The sequence below is a fragment of the Corynebacterium crudilactis genome (assembly GCF_001643015.1).
Classification (GTDB): domain Bacteria; phylum Actinomycetota; class Actinomycetes; order Mycobacteriales; family Mycobacteriaceae; genus Corynebacterium; species Corynebacterium crudilactis.
Map to the genome: position 1 here is coordinate 18958 of NZ_CP015623.1, position 22182 is coordinate 41139.

15 protein-coding genes are annotated in these 22182 nt (G+C 54.9%); 7 read left to right on the plus strand and 8 right to left on the minus strand.

What is annotated here, in order from left to right; genetic code table 11:
* Positions 1 to 86 precede the first annotated feature (86 nt).
* The 4 genes from ccrud_RS14055 to ccrud_RS14075 all read left to right on the plus strand — a co-directional run bounded on the left by ccrud_RS14055 (position 87) and on the right by ccrud_RS14075 (position 4591).
* Positions 87 to 2615: an FtsK/SpoIIIE domain-containing protein gene (locus tag ccrud_RS14055; protein ID WP_066570134.1), complete on the plus strand. Its 2529-nt coding sequence runs from the start codon at positions 87 to 89 to the stop codon at positions 2613 to 2615.
* A gap of 179 nt (positions 2616 to 2794) precedes the next feature.
* Positions 2795 to 3019, plus strand: a complete 225-nt coding sequence (locus ccrud_RS14060) for a hypothetical protein (protein WP_066570137.1) — start codon at positions 2795 to 2797, stop codon at positions 3017 to 3019.
* Positions 3016 to 3222, plus strand: a complete 207-nt coding sequence (locus tag ccrud_RS14065) for a hypothetical protein (protein WP_066570139.1) — start codon at positions 3016 to 3018, stop codon at positions 3220 to 3222. The genes ccrud_RS14060 and ccrud_RS14065 overlap by 4 nt, the downstream gene beginning before the upstream one ends.
* Before the next feature lie 571 nt (positions 3223 to 3793).
* Positions 3794 to 4591 (plus strand): metal-dependent hydrolase, encoded by a 798-nt coding sequence (locus ccrud_RS14075; protein WP_066570143.1) that lies wholly within the window; start codon positions 3794 to 3796, stop codon positions 4589 to 4591.
* A gap of 191 nt (positions 4592 to 4782) precedes the next feature.
* On the opposite strand, the gene ccrud_RS14080 is transcribed toward ccrud_RS14075, so the two are convergent.
* The 4 genes from ccrud_RS14080 to ccrud_RS14095 form a co-directional block, all read right to left on the minus strand.
* Positions 4783 to 6063 carry a hypothetical protein gene (locus ccrud_RS14080; RefSeq protein WP_066570146.1) on the minus strand — a complete coding sequence of 427 codons (1281 nt, stop codon included), beginning with the start codon at positions 6061 to 6063 and terminating at the stop codon, positions 4783 to 4785.
* Between the two features lie 64 nt (positions 6064 to 6127).
* Positions 6128 to 8776, minus strand: coding sequence for a hypothetical protein (locus tag ccrud_RS14085; protein WP_066570149.1), 2649 nt, complete (start codon positions 8774 to 8776; stop codon positions 6128 to 6130).
* A gap of 15 nt (positions 8777 to 8791) precedes the next feature.
* On the minus strand, positions 8792 to 9712 hold the full coding sequence (locus tag ccrud_RS14090; protein ID WP_066570151.1) for a hypothetical protein: 921 nt from the start codon (positions 9710 to 9712) through the stop codon (positions 8792 to 8794).
* A 62-nt stretch (positions 9713 to 9774) separates the two neighbouring features.
* Complete coding sequence (locus tag ccrud_RS14095; RefSeq protein WP_066570164.1) at positions 9775 to 11517, minus strand: hypothetical protein; 1743 nt, start codon at positions 11515 to 11517, stop codon at positions 9775 to 9777.
* A 117-nt stretch (positions 11518 to 11634) separates the two neighbouring features.
* Between ccrud_RS14095 and ccrud_RS14100 the strand changes: the two genes are divergently transcribed.
* Entirely contained in the window at positions 11635 to 12921 is a 1287-nt protein-coding gene (locus tag ccrud_RS14100) for an AAA family ATPase (protein ID WP_066570167.1), read from the plus strand.
* A 170-nt stretch (positions 12922 to 13091) separates the two neighbouring features.
* Here ccrud_RS14100 and ccrud_RS14105 read toward each other — a convergent pair whose 3' ends face one another.
* On the minus strand, positions 13092 to 15470 hold the full coding sequence (locus ccrud_RS14105; protein WP_066570169.1) for an AAA family ATPase: 2379 nt from the start codon (positions 15468 to 15470) through the stop codon (positions 13092 to 13094).
* Between the two features lie 110 nt (positions 15471 to 15580).
* Positions 15581 to 16909, minus strand: a complete 1329-nt coding sequence (locus ccrud_RS14110) for a hypothetical protein (protein ID WP_157776036.1) — start codon at positions 16907 to 16909, stop codon at positions 15581 to 15583.
* Positions 16910 to 17291: 382 nt separating this feature from the next.
* On the opposite strand from ccrud_RS14110, the gene ccrud_RS14115 reads away from it, so the two are divergent.
* The gene (locus tag ccrud_RS14115; RefSeq protein WP_066570174.1) at positions 17292 to 18245 is read left to right on the plus strand and encodes a hypothetical protein; all 954 of its coding nucleotides are present in this window, start codon (positions 17292 to 17294) and stop codon (positions 18243 to 18245) included.
* A gap of 53 nt (positions 18246 to 18298) precedes the next feature.
* Here ccrud_RS14115 and ccrud_RS14120 read toward each other — a convergent pair whose 3' ends face one another.
* Positions 18299 to 18622 (minus strand): hypothetical protein, encoded by a 324-nt coding sequence (locus ccrud_RS14120; RefSeq protein WP_157776037.1) that lies wholly within the window; start codon positions 18620 to 18622, stop codon positions 18299 to 18301.
* 80 nt (positions 18623 to 18702) lie between these two features.
* Positions 18703 to 20898 (minus strand): helicase HerA domain-containing protein, encoded by a 2196-nt coding sequence (locus tag ccrud_RS14125; protein ID WP_066570179.1) that lies wholly within the window; start codon positions 20896 to 20898, stop codon positions 18703 to 18705.
* Between the two features lie 170 nt (positions 20899 to 21068).
* Here ccrud_RS14125 and ccrud_RS14130 point away from each other — a divergent pair, with 170 nt between their 5' ends.
* A complete protein-coding gene (locus ccrud_RS14130; RefSeq protein WP_157776038.1) occupies positions 21069 to 22166 on the plus strand; it encodes a hypothetical protein in 1098 nt (365 codons plus the stop codon).
* Positions 22167 to 22182 lie beyond the last annotated feature (16 nt).

Genomic DNA, 22182 nt, shown 5'->3' on the forward strand with positions numbered 1-22182 from the left:
TGTACCCCTCACACTCTATTCGCCCAGTTCGTGGACACCCACCCCGTAGTCTGATCCCGCCAAGCATAGAAAAGGATGTGATCACCATGGCCACCAAAACTCGGCGTAAAAACCCAAACAGTATGTCGAGCCAACTGGCGGACAGTGCTAAAAAACGCTCCGGCCAGCTATTCCTCGATTGGGCGACCCTGACATGGAATAAAGACACCACCAAAATAGGACCACTCCCCATCATCGCCTACAACTGGGCGCTTCTCGTGATTTTCCCCGCGCTCGGGTACTTTCTCCCCACCCACAGACTCGCTGTAGCCACGGCTTGCGCCCTGTGGATTCTCACCACCATTGGGCGCGCAGCTGCAGTACAACCGGCACGTCGGAAAACGCTTCTCAGAATCTATGAGCAAAACCAACGGTCTGCAGCGCTCCCACGAATCACCCCAACCAACGGTCTTAGCCCCAAAAAGCAGATTCAGGTACGCCGGTGGGGAAAGAAAAGCCAGCCCACCGACCTCACCCTCAAAATCGGGGATTGCCCTGCAGCGTCCAGCATGTACGCACGCACACAGGTCGAAAAAGCGCTGATCAGCTCCCTTGATGCTCCACCACAAGGCCAAACGTGGCTGATTACATGGCCTTCCCCCACGGTGGTGCGCTGCCACACCGTTGATGAACACGGTGAGGAAGCCAGCCGCCAAAAATTCACCCGCAAAGTCCATGGCAGAACAGCCCAAGTTTTTAAAATCAACATGCGTGATTCTGCGGACTACGCCTACGCCTGTTCCGACTGGTTTAGTACAGAATCCAAAACAGGTGAAATGGTGCAAACCCCCAAGAAAATCATCCTCACCCTTGGTTCCTTCAACTACGCGGACATGTTTGCGCGGAAAATGGTGGAACGCGGACTAGACGACCTTCTCAAAGTCCCTGGTTCCTGGATCTATTCTTGGGGTGAAGGCGACCTCGAAATGACGCAGGTTGAGCGTAAATCTGTGGAGGCACGACGCAAAAACACCACCCGCAAAATCAACGACGACATCGGTGGCCTTGTTCAGGGCCGGGGTGATATGCCGATTGTGGACGTGAAAAAGTGGTCTGATTTTGAGGATCACTCCGACTACCCCGAAGAAATCATCATTAATTTTGGGACGCGCAACCTGTCTGAGCGTCGTTTGCGTGACAACATGGAGAACAGCTTGGACACCTCCATGGAGGCGATGTATCAAGGTTCAACGTGGCTTTATGACTGGATTCCTTCTGGTGCTTCCACGGTGCTTCATGCGAAAGCTGTGGCCAAAGATTCCCTCCAATCCTCACGAAAATATGCCACAAAACGTCTCCGCAACGTGGTGGAAGCGAAATTTGGATCCTCCCGAAACTTCGTGGATTGCGACATTGTGGAGTGGCAGGAGGAACTTGCCAAAACTGGGGAGTCCCTACCGAAGGAAGCTACCGTCAATTTTGGTGATGTCGATGTCACCAAGCAGGAAACCCAGGACTCGTTCGAAATGCACTGGGACAGTCTGACCACTGCTTGCGACTGGCATTATCGGTGGAATCCTGCAGAAGGTTTTGTCACGATGACCGCTGTTCCCCCACTGCCTCCGTATGCGTTTTTCCCCAAGCCTGGCACCCCAGAATTCGACAAGTGGAATGCGGATGCACGCGACGGCAAGATCAATTTTGGTCTCCGAAAAGGTGGCGGACACCTGATCTGGGATTTCAACAAGACCCCACATGGTCTTATCGGTGGAAAAACCGGTATGGGCAAGTCGGTGTCCCTCAACATCATTGCATTCGCAGCGATGTACAACCCTGACCTGCTTGAACTTGTTGTCTGCGACCCGAAGAGGACTGACTTCACGTGGACACCAGAATTCCCTAACGTCATTAAATTTGCTGCCCTCGATCCTGAAATCGTTGCAGCTGTCGCCATGGCCAAAAACGAGATGGAACGCCGACAGTCGCTGCTTGCCAGGGTGGGTGTCCGCAACATTGGGGAACTTCGCCGCAAACTTGCCGAAAACCCAGAACTTGTGGCTGAATTCGGTGCACCACCTAGGCGTCTAGTCCTGTTTTTTGACGAGCTGGCAGACTTCCTTGCCAAAGGTGCTGACAAAGACAATGAGGAACTAAAAGACGAGGCACGCTCCGATCTTGAAAAGATTGCGCGTCTTGGTCGTGCCATGGAGGTCAACATTGTGGCTGCAGCACAGAAACCTGATTCGAAGATTGTGTCCACACAGCTTCGCTCCCAGCTTGGTTTCCGCCTTGCTGTTGGCCCCACAGACCGGCATGAGTCAGAAATGATCCTCAACTCCGATCATGGCACCCGCCATCCTGCATCTGGTGTGCCAAAGGGACGTGCTTGGGGTTATGACCCTCTCGGTGGATACCAGCTCTGCCAGGTGTTTTTCCTTGCCGATAACTCTGGCCATCTGGATTGGAAGCCAGACGAATACATGCTTGGTTTCAAAGATATGGTGCGTGATCGTCTCAAGCACTTAGGTTATGCCTCCCACACGATTACCAATAGTGATGGTGGCAGTGAAGGTCGTTGGGCAAAAGTTGAGGGTGTTGGTGTTGATCCCAACGCCCCCACCATCGCTATGACCTAAACCACCTCTGCTTTTAAGCGGTGTGACCTCGAACAATACGGTTCGGTGTCGCACCGCTTTACTGTTTTCTACGCACACCATTTCCCGCATAACCCCACCACGGCTGGCCTGTGGTGGCGGACAGTTCGTGAACAGGGGGGTGAGACAATCGAAACCACATAAAGCTGAAAGGTCGTTTCATGAAAATTGTGTCAGGAGCTGTCACCGCACTCCTCTTCATCGGTGTTGTTATCGGTGTTTGGCGATGGTTGGGCGATGACCAACCCTTGTTGTCCCCCGAGTGGTTTGAATCATCCACACAAAAATTTGAGGATCTAGGTGAGGTGGGTAACCAGCTCGTTGAGAAACTTCCCGACCCGGAAAGTGTCTCACCATCACTTCCAGAGTTGGGGGATGACCAGTGAGTTTCGGAAAAGTTATTAGCGGAATCCTGGTCACCCTTGTCGTTGTCGGTGTCCTCAAAGGTTTAGGCGATGTGGAGTCTTTCACCGGCGACAACATTGGCGACATCCTGCTATCCATCATCAATGGCATCTCAGATCTGACCATCAAACTGGTTCCCACCATCATTGATACGGCGAGCAAGCTTCTCGACCAGATCCTGTAACCCCACCCTTGTCAGGGTGGGGAGGATACTAAACCAATTCCCCCACCTCTGCGGTCTTTTCCAGCGTGTAAAACACGTGGGTGGCGCACTCAGTGGGGCAAGGGCACCCGGCTGCAGTAACAGCCTCCACAAAAGCATCCCACCCGCTTGTCGCATGGAAGCTTGGGGCTGGCTTGTGACAGTTTTTACACACAAACTCGGTGAGGCTTTCCGCGTTCACGCTTGCAGCACAGCACCTGGTCAAAGATACAACGCCACAGGACTGAGAGTAAGCAGCGTTAACTCCGCAACGGGTGAGAAGTGAAGCAACAATCATGGGGAGCCTCCTAAAGGCTTTGTGAGGAGGGTTTGTCCCGTCCTGCAGTGGTTTTAAAGTACTGACCCCACCATGGGCGGTGCCCGATTTTTGGGCTCCCCGCACACTTCCCGTGAACTCATTTTGTGGATTTCATTCCCCCAAACTGCCCACAAGTTTTCCCCTGCAGTCCCCTACTAAGAAAACTTCGGGCATTCGTGCACACCCCCTCCATAGAGTTCATTCCAGAAGAAACCCAAAAGGAAGGACTATCCCATGGTTATGGGGCCTACACACGCCATGAGTGGCGCTGCGGTTGGTCTTGCCGTCGCGCAAGCTCTACCTGCCTCCTGGGGCGGGGTTGCCACCGCTCAGGAAGCTTTTGTTTACGCTGGCATTGCAGCTGGTGCCGCACTACTCCCCGATCTTGATTCCCCCCAAGCCACCGTGTCGCGGTCGTTTGGGCCGTTAAGTCTTGGCCTATCCCACGTCACTGAAAACGCTGCACAAGCATTGGTGAACCTCACACGCGGGGCGAAAGACGAATACTGCGGAAATGGGCACAGAACCGCCACACACACCATCTGGTTTGGGTTTTTGGCTGGTGCTGCAGCGTCTGCGCTTATCGCCGCGTTTGGAAAAAACGCTGCCATCGGGTTGCTGTTCCTGTTCCTGGGTCTGGCGATTCGAGGGCTGGTGCCAAGCTGGTCGAAGAAAAACGATTGGCTGGTGGTCACGGGTGTTGCTGCAGCTATTTCCGTGGTGGCGTGGACTGTGGTTCCGCATACAGCGTCGGCGTTGGTGATGGGGTCTGCGGTGACTGTGGGTGTGTTAACCCACCTTGCTGGTGATTTCATCACCAAAAACGGTATTCCAGCGCTCGCACCGTTTGTTCCAGTGTCAGGTCGCCGGTGGTGGGATTTTGGGTTGCCTGCTCCGCTGCGTATTTCTGCATCAGGGATGGCCGATAAAGTGCTGTTGACGGTGTTCACTGCGCTGGTGGTGCTGCAAGTGTTTTTGGTGGGTTCCGGTATGTCTGGGGTGGATGCTGGCCACGTGGTGGCTGGGTTGTAGAGCGCTAAAAATGGCCTTGTTTTTGTAACAGTGCGTGTAGTAATACCCGCGCGGTGCGATATTATCACTCACATTGTTACATTTTTGGGTTGAAACCCCAGGTCACATGATCATAGGGAAAGCCCCACGCGGATCTGTTCGCGTGGGGCTTTTTCTGTGTGCGAAACGTTGGCTCCGCACCCGTGCGGTGGTTAAAAATCTTGAATGATCACGTCGATTTCATCCATGAAATCCTCCAACCGTTCCACCACCTCCACTGCTTCTTCGCACAGTTCAGCCACCACAGATACTGGCCCCAAGCCTGGGAGTTCTTGGCGTTCGCCAGCAACTTCACCCAAAATCTTCGCCAGCGCCTGAACTGTGGGGGCGACCTCCACGGCTTGTTCCACCTGTTCGTGAAGGTCATCCAACTCTTTTTCATTCAAACTGTCGAACAAACCTTCAACATCATCGGTTTTTCCGACCGACAATGCTGCCATGCCTGCATCGAGGACAGTTTTCAGCACGTTCACCATCTCCGGCAACGCTTTTTGAACGCCCTGCACCGCTTCGGATAGGTCAGCGGGGAAACCAGACAGCTTTTTCACGCTGTCTGTCGTCCGATCTGCGGTGCGCATCATTTCCAGCGCTTCGGCCATCCCCGTGGTGTTCTTGGGGGCTTGGGAACCTTTGCTGAAATCTTCATCAAATGATTCAGCTGCAGACCGTGGACGAGACTCCGCTTGGCCTTGCCAGTCCCCCTCTGATTCCCCCACAGCTTCACTAATGCCGCGCCCACGCTGGGTGCTTTCAGCGGTGCTGGGGGAGTCACCAAGAATCGGCTCAGACGGCAACAGGCCGGAGGGTACAAAATCGTCGTCCGGTTCAGGCGGGGTTGGTTCACCCGCTGCAGCGGATGCCTCCAACGTGGCGTCGATGGCTTTTTGCACGTCTTCGGCGCTGCCAGCCCCACGCTTTTCGATTTCTTCGAGGACTGTATCGACCAGTTCTTCATGAGTTTTTCCACCCACACCGAACGGGATTTTCTCTAGATCCCGCGCACTGATCTGCAGTTCATCTACATCCAAGCCGGTGTATTCAGTCAGTGACCACAAGACCCATGCCATGTTGGACATTCTGCGAATGTAGGAATCCGAATACGGCTCCCCAGTTGATGGATTAATGAGCTTGCCGGTGAATCGTTCCCGCATCATGTGGCGCGGGTCGCTGTACCCCAACGCCTCCCACGCTCTTTTCGACACGATTTGGCGCATCGCATCAGCAAACGTCATTGCAGCGCGGATCGCTTTGTTGATCAGCTTTTCCGCTTGCTCCGCTGTCAGTGGCCCTTGGTGCGAGTCAACTGCAGCGTTTTTGGTGCTGGCGGGTGCGGAATCCGGTACTGAATCCGGTGTGGATGCAGGTTGATCCGGTTCGGTGACTGTATCACCTAACGCCATTTTCATTGCGTCTTCCGCTGTCATGGTGGTCATTGTGGTGCTCCTGGACTAAAAACTGGCCCACAGCCTGCAACAGTGCGCGGGCTGTGGGTGTGGACTAAACGTTGGCGGTCACGCCTCGCCAGCCTCGCAAAGAATTCTTACGGCTGGCTTCGTAGCTTTCTGCAGTGGGCAACGACACTGTTTGTGGGCCGTTGATTCTGCGGGTGTTCACATTCTGCGATGCCCTATCCAGATATTCCGCGTATGAGGCGGTGTTATCAGGGATGAACAGGCCTTTCTCAGTGACGGTAGACTGTGGCACCCCAAGCATGTCTGCGAGGCCTTTTTGTGCCGCGCGTCGTCGTGCTGGGGTGGTGCGCTGGAAGCTTCGTGGCAGATTGATGGTGATTCCGCCAGGATTGCTACTCATGTTCGCTGCGTATTTGATGCGCTCCCTGGATCCATCTGGCATTTCGACGTAGCGGTTGGACATGAGTGTGCGGAATCGGTCTGCAACGGCTCCACGGTTGGTGAGGTCAGTGACTTTCCCGAGGGACTGTTCACGACGCTGCGTGCCGTCATCGGTCGTGGGTTGTGGTGCCCACGTGTCTGGCCAATCCATAGCTTCACCATCGTTGGATCGTGGGCCTTCCACCATGAGTGTGGTGGTTCCTTGACCTGCAGCACGGTTGGAGACGAAGTTTTGCATTTCCTCCCACCGACGACTGCGCTTCATCGACTGCAGGCGGTTCATTCCGATGCGCTCCTCATTGATTTCTAAGCCGTCTTGTGCGGTTTGGTCGGCGTTTGCGCCGCGAACAATGCGGTCGCCTGGGACAACACCATCTGGGAGTGCGCGGGTGGGTGTTCCTGCTTCTCCGTAGGCTTGTTGCACCATCACGCGGGTCGCTTGGATGTGCTTGCAGCGATAGTTTTTGGCGTAGTCTGCACAATCACATTTCAGACCTGCTTCTGCCAAGCCTGTGTCGTAGGCAGACAACATGCGCTCGCCGTCGTCGTTGGCCCAGACGGACACACGACCAGAGACTTGGCCATCCTCAAACGAGGCTGACACCGCTGGTAAAGCGACTTTTCCTTCATCAACAGAAGAAAGCACCTCTTTGGGCTTTCCGAAACGATAGTTGTTGACTGTGATGGCTCCTTGTTCCCCGTCAAGGGCGTAGCGGAGATTGCGTTTACGCTGGCCTTGGTGCCCACGGAAATCCACGTCACGTTCGAAAGACGCCACTGGCTCCCCGCCGTCAGCTTGACGCTTGCGACGCTTTTGCTGTTGCTCAATGCGTGCACGTCGGCGGTCATGCTCAAGCTCCTCTGATGGGCCACCAGGGACTGGACATTTGTGTCCGGATGTCATCGACGCCCACTGCCCACAGGTTGGGCAGCGGTTCATGGTGAGCGCTGCTTGTGCGTCTCCACGGTTGGCGAACTGGTGGCCATCTGTGTTCATGCTGGTGGCGAGAACCTTGTCTAAAGGTTCGGTGCGGAGGCGTTCTGAGAAGTCAGCTGCTTCATCTGGGTGGCAGCGTCGAATAATCGGTTCGCGTGGTTGCCCATCTTCGTCTGGGGTGCGGTGGATGACGATGACGCCAGAGTCTTCGTTGTATTGCACGTCGGAGACATCTTTGGAGACGATGGCGGCGTTGTTGCTGATTTCTTTTTCGGCGCGTTTTTCTTCGCGCTCGATACGCACTTGGGCGCGTTTGCGGTATTTTTCGTCCAAGTATTTTGCGCCGGTGCCATTGGCTTCCGCCGACAATTCGTTTGCCATCGCATCGAGGGTTCTTCTCGTGTCAGCGCGCTCTTGATCTACATCATCAACGCCATAAAGTTCACGGATGACATCATCTGATGCTGTGTCTATGAAGTGACGGTCGTGGGCGATTTCTTCTGCCCTACTGATGAGGTGACGCTCGGCCCTAATGTCCTCCAAGCGCTCAACCTGCTTAATGTTTGGGCAGGATGAATCCTCATGGCCAAATTGGCCACATTTGCGACACCTGAGCTGGGATTCCTTCGAACCTGGGGCGACGAATGTTGCCAAGGAATGCTCTTTGGTGACGGCTGGTTTACTCTCTGAGTTTTTCACCATCTCCATCCTGCGTGCCTCCATGACTTCCATGGCGTTGATGGCGCGGCCAGAAGCCCCCAAGTTGGCTTGGACGTGGGAGTCAATGCCAGCGGTGGCCAGCGATTCACGCACATCGTCACGGATCAGGGAGCGGGACTCAAAATGTCCTTTTTGCGACATCAGCTGCGACCACTCTGCTTGAGCTTCCTCGTAGGAAATGCCACGGTGGCGGGCATTGGTCTCCAAAAACTCCTGCTTGGCAGGGTTGATGCGCTCCAACGTGTTACCCAAACGCTGCATGGCGTACATGTGTGACGCGGTGTTGAGTTGGGAGGCTGTAAGCGGGTCACCTTTGGCGGTTTTTCCGCTTTCAATGCGGGCGATTTCTTCGTCCAAGCGGGTCACAATGCCTGGTCGTTGGGTGGATTTGCGGTATTTTTCTTCCTCCGAGATGGAGGGGTTTTCAATGATCTGGGAGCGGAGTCGGCGCATCATGTCCACCTGCTCCTCCTTGGTCAGTGGTGCTTCCACGTCAAGGGCGTCACCGTCGTGTTTGACCTGGTGAATCAGTGATTGAACCTCGGCGTCGTTGAAGGCTTCGCCACCCAATTCACGCTGCAGGTGCTTGACGTAGCCCATGATGGCTGAACGACCTTTATTTTCACGGCATACCATGTGTGTTCATTCCTCTCAGTTGTCCGCTGCAGCGGAAAGGTTGGCGTCGATTCGGGCTTGTACGGTCTCGGCGTAGTTTGGGCGGAAAATAGCATCTACCGGCACTGCAGGGCGGACAGTCATAGAAATAACGCCCAGCTCTCCGAGGTCTTCTAAGAGTTCTTCGGCGGAATCGACACGGATGATTCGGAGATTGAGTTTGGAGGAATCATCGACGTAGCTGTTTCCCTGAGTGTCGGTAATTGTTACCTGGGAAAACACCGGTGGCACTTCGCACCACGGGTAGTAATCGACTTCGTTGAGAATGAGGTCAACGTCCGCGCCCCACTCTCCCACCCGTCCAGTCAGCGTGTGTCCAGGGTGTGTTGGATCGGGGATGGTCATTTCCTTCACGATGCCTACGGGGGCTGTCTCGCTGGTCATGTCCGCTGCCTGTTCCAGGATGGTGCGTTCCTGGTCGGTTAGTGCCTCCCATGCTCCGCTGGCTTTGGCTTTGTCGTTGACGAGCTGTTGGGCGCGGGCGCGGGCGGTGTGTGCGAACGTGCCGCGAATCATGCCAAGGAGGGTGACTTCTGAGTCGAATTCTTCGCGCATGGTGTGGCCTGCGCTGCCCATTTGGTCACTGTCGCTGAGTTCCATGTAGTTGGCTTCGATTTGTTTGCATCGTGCCAGCTGGGATTGGTATTCGGTGCCGAGAAGGACAGCGAGTACATCATCAGCTTCATCGGCGTAGATGCGTACCTGTGAGCCATCGAGGGGATTGAGGGAGACATCGAAAATGGGTGGTCGTGTAGATCCGATGACGGGAATAGTGCGTCCGTGGGCGGTGCCGATTGCGCTGACATGGCCGTCATCGGTGACTAGTGGTGGGATGTAGTCGTGGTCGGGGTGCAGCGTCTTGTAGTCGTCAAGCGTTGCTATACGAAATTCGCTCATTGGCCTCTCCTTCTAATGTTGCACACACTTTAAAGGGGGGGTGTTCACGAACTTCGTGGTTTTTAGATGCTGGCGTAGGTTTCCATGATTTTTTCGGTCAACATTGGGGTCAAATCTTCACTCCACGAGCAGTCAATGATGTCTGCGTTGGTGATGCCGTGGTCTTGGCGTGCAGCGCCGGTGAGCACCAGGAAGGTGGCCACACCGCTCTCCCTGAGAAGGCCGAATGTGGTGTTGAGCGCTTCTTTTTCCACGTTTTCCCCAGCATCTGTCACCACGATGGCGATACGTGCACCTGATCCAGCTTCCAGATTGGCGTCGAGTGCTGCATGTGCGAGGGCTTCGGCGGCTCCCAAAGAGTTAGATCCAGTGTCCACCACTTCGGGAACGAGTCGTGGGGTGGTTCCTGCGCGCACAATTTCGAAAGCGTTTCCACCAAAACCCCAGGAAGACAGGGTTCCGCCAACGGTGCGGGTGGCTTGTGCCATCACCCAGTTCAGGGAGACCAGGTTGCGGATAAATGTTGCCATCGACCAGGAGGCGTCAAGAACGAGTGCACAGCTTAGACCAGGTTGTTCGGATTGGAGGGTGGCTTTTTCTGACCATGGGGTGGCGGTAACCAGGCTTCCCGCTGTGCGTTGTGCGGTGAATTGAACGAGCTGGCGGGTGTTGAGTCGCCCATGCGGGATTTGGCTTGCGGTGGTGGTGGTTCCAGGCTTTCGGTAGCGAAGTTTTTGCAGATCACGTGAGACTGCGACGGCGCTGCGCTTTTCTTTCTGCGTGGGCTGTCGGTAGTGGAGGTGGCGGTGTGCTGGCAGACCTAGGGATGGAACAAAAACATCGTTGTCGTCGTCATCATCGTGTCCTGTTTTTGATGGTTCTGGGGTTTCTGCGTTGTTTTCGGTCAACGTGTGCAACCATTCCTGCAGGCCTCCGGGGTTCTTTTTTGGCTGGCGTCGAACAACAGCCGGTGGGTACTTCACTTTGAGGAGTGCCACGTTTTTCTTCGCTGATCGAGTAATGATCTGGTTGAGACGCCAGCATCGAAGATCAAACTGCTTCATCACCGGGGCTTCATCGTCCACGGTGATGGTGTTGATGGCTTCCACCCACCTGTGGCCATGGGACAACATTTCTGCAGGGTTGTGGCCATGTGCTGCAACAACATCGTCAACAATGCTGGTCAACGTGTCCACCAGTGGTTGCCCAATAACAGGTTCCAGGGCTTTTTCCACGATGGTAGTGATTTCTGCACAATCCCCACCACTAAACACGCCGTGGGCTGCACGAGCGTAGAAATCCAGCACCAAGTGCTCCACCATGGATTTCACCGAGGAGGTCACCTTCTTGTGTGCGGTAAAACCATCATAAAAATGACTGTGTGCTGCATGAATCAAAATTTTTGAGAACCCACGTGCACGGCATTCACCCACCTCCACACGAAGCTGATCAAGGGTGAGGGCTGCGCGGTAATCATCGTCGTTGACGGTTTCTGTGGACGTAATTTCCGCCCGCCACGGGGACTGCACTAGTGGCGCACATGCCATGGTGATCGCACCAAACAGGACGGGTTGCTGCAGCTGGTAGCGCACCTCCCCCACCTGCCCAATGGGTGCGGGAAAAGTCATATCGGTGATGACACCACGTGGAATAAGCAGGCGCGTGTTGTTTTCGCGCATCTCCACTTTTTCCACTTCAAGGGTGGATAAAGCAATTTTCCCAATGCCGGTGTTGAAGTTGGCGTTGATCCATCGGGAAAGCGCTGGGGTCATGAGAAACCAGGTTGGGTGATTCTTTTTGAACATGGTGGTGAGATCCTTAAAAGTGTTCGTTGTTGTGTTCCGAGCAATCTTCGCACACCCCATGTGAAGATTGCCTTAACCAATTTTTCACAACACACTTTTTTGTAAAGGACTTGTTTTATGCTCGCATTCGGCTTCGTATACTCCACCAGTCGGGACGTTTTTTCTGATGAAGCACCAGATTCGGCGGTTGTTCTCACCGAGGATGGTGCGCTTCTTCAAGGCGACTCTAACGCTGTCTCCGTGATTGATCCTGTGATCCGTGGGGAAACCAGCTCCCAGCGCCTCACCCACCTCATGGAAAAACTGTTCTCCATTTGTCTCACCATTTCTGAGACCAACATCGCGGGTAGCTCCCTGGCCACCGCTGTTGTGGATCTTCCCCAGGAAACTGGCAACGATGATTTCCTTGACGATGCTCCAGAAGCCACCAACCTGCGTATCGTGCACCAGTTTTTGCAGCGCATGAACGCTGGTGAAGGCCGTGAAGTTACTGGCCCAGATTTCATTTCCCTACTGGATCTGGAATCCGAATTAGACATTGACGACACCACCTACACCACCCCAGAACCCACCGTGGCAGATGAACCACCCACGGCGTCTCTTTCCGACACCTACAAGCCACGCACCATTGATTCCACCCGCGACATTGATGTGCTGCGCAACGCCCGCACCCACCATATGACCGTGTTGCTGTCCGGCGCCCCTGGCACAGGAAAAACCGCACTGTGTGAAGCCTCCTTCGGTGACGATCTGGTCACCATTTCCTGCAATGAGGGCATGGTGCTGTCCGATCTGGTCGGCCAATGGATGCCTGTTGCTCACGCACCCGGCGAATTCATCTGGCAGGACGGCCCGCTGGTCACCGCCATGTTGGAGGGGCGTCCACTTCTGCTTGACGATGCCTCCTGGCTGTCGTTGGAGGTGCAAGCCAACCTCCTTCCAGTTCTTGATACCCGTCGCTCCATCACCGTCGTTGATCGCCGCGACGGTAGCCACATCAAGGCTGCAGACGGTTTTATGGTGGTGCTCACCCAAAACCCAGACATTGGTTTGGGCATTATCGAGCCAATCCGCAACCGCGTCACCTTCGAAGTGCACGTCCCCGCTGACCTGTCCACCGCACGTAGTTTGAAGGTCGATGGCGATTTCCTAGCCATCGCCTACCGCTTGGAGGAACAGGATCGTGAACTGCGCCAACAGGGTGGCCAAGGATGGGTGCCTCCGATTCGTACCCTCCTTGAGGTCACCCAGTTGCGAGCGGTGTTTGGGGTGAGCTTCGCGGCTTCCCAGTTCGTTGCAGCATGTCCAGTGCAGCAACAAGATTTCCGCCAGCAAGTGCAGCAAATGGTGAAAGACCAGATGGGTGCAGCACGTGTTAGTGATGGTCTGGTGTCGATGGGTTAAGCTTTCCTCTGCATGAGTAAAAGTCCCCTCCCTGTTCACACTGTGTGAACGGGGAGGGGTTTTTGTATGTCCACCCTGATGCCGTGGATCCATGGCGCGGGGTGTGATGGCAACACAAAAGCCCCGAACATCACCGTATGTAGTGATTTTCGGGGCGTTGTGGTGGGGTTTTAGGCGTTTACCAAGTCATCAACCCACCGGGTTGCTTGCAGTTCGGCGCGTTCCACGCGGTGCACCTGGGAGGCGTAGTCTTCGACTTCTGCAGTGTGGGAAATCAACAAAACGGAGGGGAAAATACTGTTGAGCGCTGCCAACACCGCACGGCGACCCTCTTCATCCAAATAGTTGGTGATTTCATCACCCAAGATTTGTTCAGGCATTCCACCACCAGTGATGTGCAAGGTAATTCCGATACGGAACGCCAAACCCACCATTGCAGCTTCACCACCAGACAAAATCGCTGTTCGAACGAGGGTGCCATCACCTAGTTCGGCGCGGGGAACGAAATCATCGTCCATTCGGAAAGCTACATATTCGCCACCGAAACCGGCCAAAAGATCAGATGCGGAACGGCAAATCGAGCGGGTGAATTCGTTGAGCAAATCAGATCGCAATGCGCTAAGAACATCAGCTTCACCACGGGTGACCAGGGCGTTTGATTGTGCCGCAACCTTGTTTGACCAGTCGAATCGTGCCTGTTCAACAAGGCTTTGCATGATGCTTTGCGCGGATTTTGCTTGCGCATGAACGCTGGTTGCCTCGTTGAATTCTTGTGAAGCCTGATCAGCGTCGGTGCGGAGAAGTTGCGCGGTGTTTTCTGCTTCGGCAATTTCTTGTGCCGATGGTGCATCCACCACCAACGACTGTGTTTCCACCAATTTTTCCTGAGCCAGCGTGGCGTCATGGTTGGCACGAATGTAGCGCTGTTGCAGGCCTGATGCTGCCACCAACATGTCCCGCTGGTTTTTCAGCGACACATGCAGTTCACGGCCTTGAGCAAACAGGTCTTCGTCGCCACCGTCCTGGTAACCCACCAACGACGCCAGCGCGTTGCGGTGCTGGTTTTCGACCAATACTGCCTGATCTGCAGCGGTGTTAAGCCTTTCCACATCTCGCTGCAATTGGTTAACGGACTGGCGGTGGCGTTCAAACTCTCCACGAGCCTCGTTGATGGCTACTAAAGCTTGCTTTGACTCTTTTTCCACCGTCCGCGCGGCCCTACCGGACTCTACTGCCTTGTCCATACGGCGCTGCGCACCATCACGGCTGGCCTCAATATCGCCCACCAGTGCCTGGAAGTTTGAGACCTCCTGGAAACAGGTGGGGCACTGGTGTCCGTTGCCGTTATGGCCATACAGGCTGTTCAAAGCCTTGTTGAGGCGTTCCAGTTCGGCTTTTTCGGTGGCATGGGCACTTAAACTTGCTTCGATGATTTCCGCTGCGTTGTGAGCTTCGCTGTTGACCCGCTGTTCACGTTCGGTGAGGAGCTGTTCTTGCGCATCGAGTTCCCGCGTTTTCACCCCGGCTGCTTCCAACGCGGTGCGTGCTTCTGCAGCGAGCTTGTTGGCAGTTGCAGTGTTGTCCACTGCTTCCTTCAAACGACGCCCCGCCGTGGAAATGTGATCGAGTTGCTGATCAATGTGTGCCAGCTTGTTGGCGCGTTCTTCTTCTGCGGAATTATGCAGGTCAACGCCTGCTTCTGCAGCTTCCTGCGTTAATGCTTCCACCGCTTGTTTCGCGGAGTTAGCCCGTTCGGTGAGCTGGGTGACCAGTGTTTTATGATCGGTGGCTTTACGCTCCTGGGCGCGAAGTTCAGAGGCGTGATTGTGTGCGTTTTTTGCTGCGTTGTTGGTGGCGGTGAAGTAGTCTTGGGCGTTTTTGAGTGCTGCTTGAGCTTCCTCGGTTTCCTCACTGGCGTCTTTGAGTTGGTTTTCCTTCTCGTAGAGGTCTTCTGCGTCACCGGGGAGTGCTTTTGCCGTGGATTCTGCGTCGTTGGCGCGTTTGCGGGCCAAGTCGCGTTGCTTGGTGAGCACGTCGAGGCCGGTGTGTTCCTCAATGAGTGCTTGCACCTCCGCTGGGGAGGCTTTCATGAGTGTTGCGACTTCGCCTTGTGGAATGAGGCTGGCGGAGGTGAAAGCTTTCGCATTCATGCCCAAGATTTCTTCCATTTCTTGGGTGAGTGTGCGGGCGGTGATCCCATCAACTGGGGTGCCGTTGATGGTCAGTGATGCTTGTGCTTTTTCAGCGACACCACGGGCCTTGGTGACAGACCTGCGAAGCCACCTGCGAGCCACGTAGGTGGTGTTCTCATGGGTGAAGGTGACTTCACAACCGGCGTCCTCCCCTTCGGGGCATCCACGGCGTCGCAAATCGAGGTTTGCACCAGCTTCACCGTTGTCCCCAAACAAGGCGAATCGGAGGCCGGTAAGGAAGCTGGATTTTCCGCTACCGAAACTGCCAATCAGTGCATGTAAACCGTCGTTGGTGAGGTCTAGGGTGAGGTCTTCTACTGATCGGAAATTGAAGAGATGAATTTTTTGAACACGCATAGTTTCTTTTCCTTATTTGTTGTGGAAACCCACCTCGTTGCGAAAGGGGGTGTAAACACTGTCCCAAGGCACCGACTGTGGGTGCCCGAAGGGAACTGTGCGGGTGGTGTTTAGGGCGTGTCCACGGTGACGGTGGTGAGTGTTTTGTGCACCCGGTCGATGACCTGTTTGTGGGCTTCCTGATCATGCTCATTTAGCTGCTTTAACACCGCGCCAACTTTGCCGTGGTTGGTGTGTTGGAGAAAGCGTTCCGCAAGGCTTAGATTGGGGGCTTTTTCCTCCACATCGTCGTGTGGTTTTTCTGCCACAGTTTCGGTGAGGGGCTTGACGTAATCTGCAGACCAGAAGGCTGCATCTTCTGCAGTTTTCGCCCATGTTGCACGACACGAGGCAAGGTCACGTCGCTGTTGTGGGGTGGTGTGTGAAATGACTTGTCGAAGAAGGAACCCACCGTCGCCGGTGATGGTTTCTGATTCCTGATCCCACATGTCCTGATTGCGGAGGCGTTCGCGGATTTTCACATCAATTTCTTCGGAGGTCATGGTGCGCGCGTCGATTAGTGGGAAATCCACTTGCGGGCGTTGCCACACGTAGTGCGGGGTGATGGTGGTTTCACCGTTGTCCTGCAGCGTTAGCTCCAACCAGCCACGTCCACATGCTTCGTCAGAGAAGCCACGACGCACCGCTGAACCTGTCATCCAGACCTGTCCGCGCTGGCGTCCATCCTCGGGGCCAAACCCAGGGATTGGGCCAAGGGTGTGATAGTCCGACAGCATGATTTGATCCCACCCTCGGTTCGCCCAATCTTCGGGAATTACGCGGGTTGCGCCGTGGCTGTCATCGGCACCAAATAGGCGTCCGTCTGCGGAGAAAATTCCGTGGGACACCAAGATGTTAACCCCACCATCAAGTGGTTGTGGATCAATGGTGATTCCACGTTCCGCTAGTTGCGGATCGAGACCGTTGTGGGAGACGACGTGAATGTAGAGCGGGAGAGTTGGATCTGGCTGGTGGACTTCGTAGAAACCAGGCCACGGGCCGACCTGTTCTGCTTCTGGTTTGGTGGGGTCTGGGTAGACCGCTTGTGAGTTCAACCAGGTGCGGTGGACGTGGGAAACAGCGGAAAGTTTGCTGCCTGCACCGTTGTCGTGGTTGCCGCCGTTGGTGATGCGCCAAATGGTGTTGTCGTTAGCTGCGACACGGAGATCATCGACGTGGAGTGCGGTGTTGACTGCGCGAACGGAGGGGTGCTCCACGTGGAAGAGGTCTCCGCCGTCAACGATGCCGTTGATGTTGTGTTCGAGGGCGTCTTTCATGATGTGGGTGTGGGCGATGAATCCGTCTACTTCGCGTAGGTTTTGGCCGGTGCTGTGTCGGCGGTTCATGCCTTTCATTGCGTAGCCCAAATGTTGGCATCCGAAAAATCCGATCTTGTACACAAAAACTCCTTTGGTTGGTGGCACATCCCGGTGGTGGGATTTCCTGGTTTCTACTTTCCTTTAGGGGTGTTTGTGGGTGCCCGAATGGTTTTTTCAGAAACTTTTCTGAGTTTATTTTTAGGCGTTTGCTTATCGAAAAACAGGGGTGTTGCTCCGCTTTCGGCCGTCTTCATTCAGGTGCAATTTATCAACACTGACCAGCGACTAAAGGGTTTTGTGGGGAAAAAATTATACCTTAAATTTCTGCGTTAATTAATAGGTAAGTTTTGGTAAATTAAGGGTTTGTAGGTTGATAAACAGTTCCCTCCATATAGATTCCGCAGGTTAAACCCCTTATAGTGTTTTACTAACGAATTAAAACCATCCGACTTGGGGAGCAGCCATGAACCGGAACATAGCAAAACCATGCGAAAGAAATAGATCCGCGTTTGACGCCGATTTTCTCGATCCCAGCGACTTCCGCCAAGCGAAAAAGCGCGGACAGTCCACCGAACGCCACGCCGCCCTGTTGCAGGACGCCGTTGAAGACACTGTGAAAGCCATCCAAGCGTGCCAATCCTGCCCCATACTGGCGTTGTGTAGAAATGAACTCAAAAAATCTATTGCCGAAGGCGCTGCCCCTGCAGGGGTTGTGCAATGCGGAATTTTCTGGGGCTACGACCATAAACCAGATTTCACCCTCAACGGCTGTGTCAACAACAAATCCGCAGAAGCCGCCAAAAAGCGTTCCGGCGACCTCGATCAGGTTGCCTACCGAATTGACGACAACGGCCAGCGATGGCCGATGACCGTCCCGGTGTACGTCGAACGCGGACGAAACGCCCGCGCCTGCACCAAAACAAAAGGTGGCCCCATCAAAATTGATCTGGGCACCTGGGATCTAGCCTGGATTCCCCCCATCCCTGAATCCATTAACCGCGCAGCGGTCGCCCTCGCCGTAGAAAAAATCCAATCCGGTGAAAACATCATCATCACGAGAGCGAAACTGCAACGCACCGACGTGGATGCAGATGGCCGCGAAGTTCTCAGTGACGCCGATGTGTGCGAAGTCATGCGGGAACTCCACACCAAAGGCACATCTGTTCGCCTAATCGCCACCCGCTTGGGGCTTAGCCACGCAACAACGAAGAAGGTGCTACTCAGACTGGGTATCCCCGTTGAAAACTCTAAAATTCACCAGGAAGCAGCCCAACGCCGTGAAGAGCGTCGCAGGCAGGTTCGTGAACAGTTCATCCGCGAAATGGAACAAGCCAAACTCAAGCGATACCGCATGTGGGATGACACCGAAGCAGGTGAACAAATCCCACTAATCATGGACAGTATCCACATGTGTTAACCCCATGGTGAAACAAGAAAGCCACAGCCCAGATCGGGTTGTGGCTTTTCTCATTAATTATGGGCGTTATCCATCTCCAAGATGTCCTTGAAAATGTCTTTCACATTCTTCAACGCCTCAACCTGAACGGTCTTCGCCTCCGAATCTGGAACTGTGTTTAGCTCCTCCAACAGGGAGACGGCAAGATCGCGGCCACGCTGTGCTGCATCCTTCTCAATGGTTTCGGGAGTTGCCAACCGCTTCAACTCGCTGAGACCGGAACGCAGATTGTCGCCCACAGGCTTCATCAGCGCAGTGAAACGCTTGGTGTCATACACCTCACGCAGCGTAGTCTTCTCGTCTTCGTCCAACGCCAACACGGTCATATGGATTGCCATATAGATCCCTCCAATAGAAGTTACTTTCTTGATCGCACAGATCATAAGGTACGGGTGTTCACGAACTTGGTGAACACCTTTTAAAACGGCGGATCATCAGGCCAAATAGAATTATCAATCACCGGCTTCACCACCGACGTGGACACTGGTTTCACCACCGGGCGACGGGTTGGCTTACTTTGCGCAGCCACCACCGTCACCGCAGCTTTATTCGCCCCAGCATCCACAACCGCAGCACGCCGAGCCTGTCTGCCCTCCACCCCACCCAACACCGGCTTCAACGGCATGGTGGTGAGTGGGCCACCGAAGTCACCTTGAGGTAGTTTCCCCGCAGCCTGGCGACGCGCTGCAGTCACCCACCCCTGGTTCGCCTCCAACCACTGTTCACCAGTGTTGAACACCTCCAAAAACACCGGGTTTGAACCGAACGACAAACCAGTCACACCACCACCCACAACCATCCACACATACCTGCCTGTCGCTGCAGGTGGTGGGGTAGTTTGATACAGCTTGAGGTGGTTGTCTCGCACACGCCCCGACAACAGTTTCAACTCCGCTGGCTCATGCAAACCATAACCCACAAACAGCACCGTGATCTGTTTGAAAATGTCTTCCCGCAAACCCGATGGGGCCTGCAAAATGAACAAGAAACCAATACCCAGTTTTCTGGCATCACGCGCAGCGCCAGCCAACAAATTCGACAACGAAATCACAGCCTGGGAATGCACCCGCGCATCCGGTTGTGGGGCATATGCCCACGCTTCATCAACAGTGGTGAGCACGTTGAGTGGTGTGCCACGGGAAAACTCCCGCTGCCCCACCAGAAGCATCGTTCGAGACAGTTGCGCCATGACACGTGCTTTCACATCGACAGAATCCAAAATTCTGATCGCATCCGCAGCATCCACATCATCCTCACCCGAGTCATCACCATCCAATTTGATGGACGACAAATCCGCCGACAAATCCAAAATCAGCATGGGTGCAGGATGGCCAGCCGGTGGCGACATGACCTCCATCATCAGACCCCACGCATCACGACGTAAATCTTCATCCACAAGATCACTGCCATCAACACCAGCCAAAATTTTCGCCATCCCCGTGGGAGACCACGGAGACCACAACGACGACAACGGGGCAAAAATAGCCATCAGCGTCGCAAACTTCCGCTCCCCACCATCATCGAGCGCACCAAAAGCAATACGATCCAACAGGTGATCCTCCAACGGATGCCCATCAGAATCCTCCGTAGGTCGATAAATCGTGGACGCGACACGTCGTTGCGGTTCCCTACTGGCATAAATCATGCCTGCAGGGAGCTGTTCATGCAGTTCATTAAGCAAAAATCGAAGCAAAACATCGGGGCGGGTGGATGACCAATCCTCAATCCCATAGCGCTCCAACAACCTCTTGTTGCTCAATGCCTCGGCCAGCACATCTTTCGCCTGGGCCACGTTGTCATCCGCGCCGGAACCAAACGCCAGCTTCTTGAAAAACCCGGCCTCCTCCAACAAATTCATCAACAGCGGGGCATCTTTACGCAATCGCAAACTGTGAGACAATCGCGCCACCGTAACTTTGCGCCCCAAAGAACGCGCCAACCCCTGCAGCGACCACAACGTGCCATGCTCCGTAGACCACTGCCCTTGCGGATCGAAAATAATATGACCTTGACCTGCATGTCGAAGCAGCGAGGAAATAAACGCCGTGGACGTAGCAGTCTTACCACTACCACTCACACCCACCACAGCCATATGGCAAGCACCGCGCACACCCGAAAAATCCTCCAACGTCAACGGGATACGCACACCACTACCACGCAGGGAACCAATACAGGCATCCTGATCAGAATCCCCCAACACTTCATTCACCATCGCCTGAGACAACACCCGCACCGGCGTTCCCGTGGCAGGCGAATTCGACAGCGTGGATGAATGCTTCGTCCACACACCATCAACCTTTTTGAACACGGCCTCCACTTTCACCGTCACCGCACGAGTATCCGCAGCATCACCAGACTTGTGCGCAACAGCCCCATTGTCCGCAATGTGGCGAACAACAGAAGAATTCATCGAATGCAACGGATTCACTGTCTCCACATGAGTCACCGTCGCCAACGCCAATTCATCACTATCGCCCTCAAAAGCGACCTGAAACGCCAACATTTTTCCCAACAGCGGTAGGTGATATGCCGCAGTAGACAAATTCAATACCGCGGACTCGCACGACGAGGGTGCACCAATAACAGCAACAGTGAGGTTTTCAACATCATTCATACCTACGACCCTAAAACCCCCCTTTTCACCACTGCCCGAACCCACCCCGACCAGTTTGTGCACACCCCCTAGCTACTCTGATCCCGCCGTCAGAAAACGCTCAAACACAACCTTTTTGAAAGGAGCGGGTGGTGGAAGAAAAAGATGGCCTTCACCACCCACACAGCACCATGTCAAACACACCCCGCCGTCCGCTGTCTGGTCGGCTTGCAGCCCTCACCTTGGCTGCAACCACCACAGCGGTAATCGCGGCATCTGTAGGAACAGGAGCTGCCACCGCAGCACCTGGCGGACAGCCAGGCCTCAACTCCACCACCGCGCGATCCACCCAGGACACCGCATCCAAGCTCGCCGGTCTCACCACCGCAGCACCAGCACCTGCACCCCAGGTCGCAACCACCCCAGTGGTGTCCAACCCAACCCCAGCGCCAGCGCGCACGACCACCACTGTGGCCACCCCAGCGCCAGCGCCGGTCTACCAAGCCCCCACCCCCACCTACCAGCAGCCGGTCTACCAGCCACCAGCACGCACGACCACCACTGTGGCCACCCCAGCGCCAATCGTTGAACAGCCAGTTGTTGACGAAGCACCCGTCGTAGATGCCCCTGTCACAGACACCGCACCAGCACCAGAAGCTGACATCGTTGTCGAAGACACCATCGACCCAACCATCGACTCCACCCTCACCCAAGATGAATCCATCATCGAAACCGGTGGCGTCAACCTCGACCGCTTCCCTGAACTGCACGCCCTCCCAGAGGGACGCACCACCCCAGTAGGGGAAATCCCTGTCGGAGACGACACCATCGTCGTTGAAGCACCGATCGTTCAGGCCACCCAGAACCCCACCGTCAACGAGGAAACTGGCAACGCCAACGGCTACCAGCTTTCCGGAAGCGTGGGCGAAGGATTCTCCGCTGCAACTGCAGAGCAGCTGAGCCAGGAAACCGGTTACACCACCGCATCCACCGTCCAGGTTGGCTCCAACCGAGTGGGCGTAGCAACCAGCTACGAAACCAACAAGGACTACAACCGTGCGATGGCCGTCAACGGTGATCAGGTCGGCCAGGGTATGTACGCCATTTCCTCCGATGACCACGGCAACAACACGGCCACTGCAGCTGCAGCCGTAGATTGGTCTTCCACCGATGGCGTTGTTTCCCTCACCGGAAGCGGCACCGGCACGCTTGCCAACTTCGGTCTGGAAAGCCCTAACGGTGACCTCACCCTCACCGTTGGTGACCACTCCACAACCTGGTCTATCTAAGTCCCACGGACAGTAG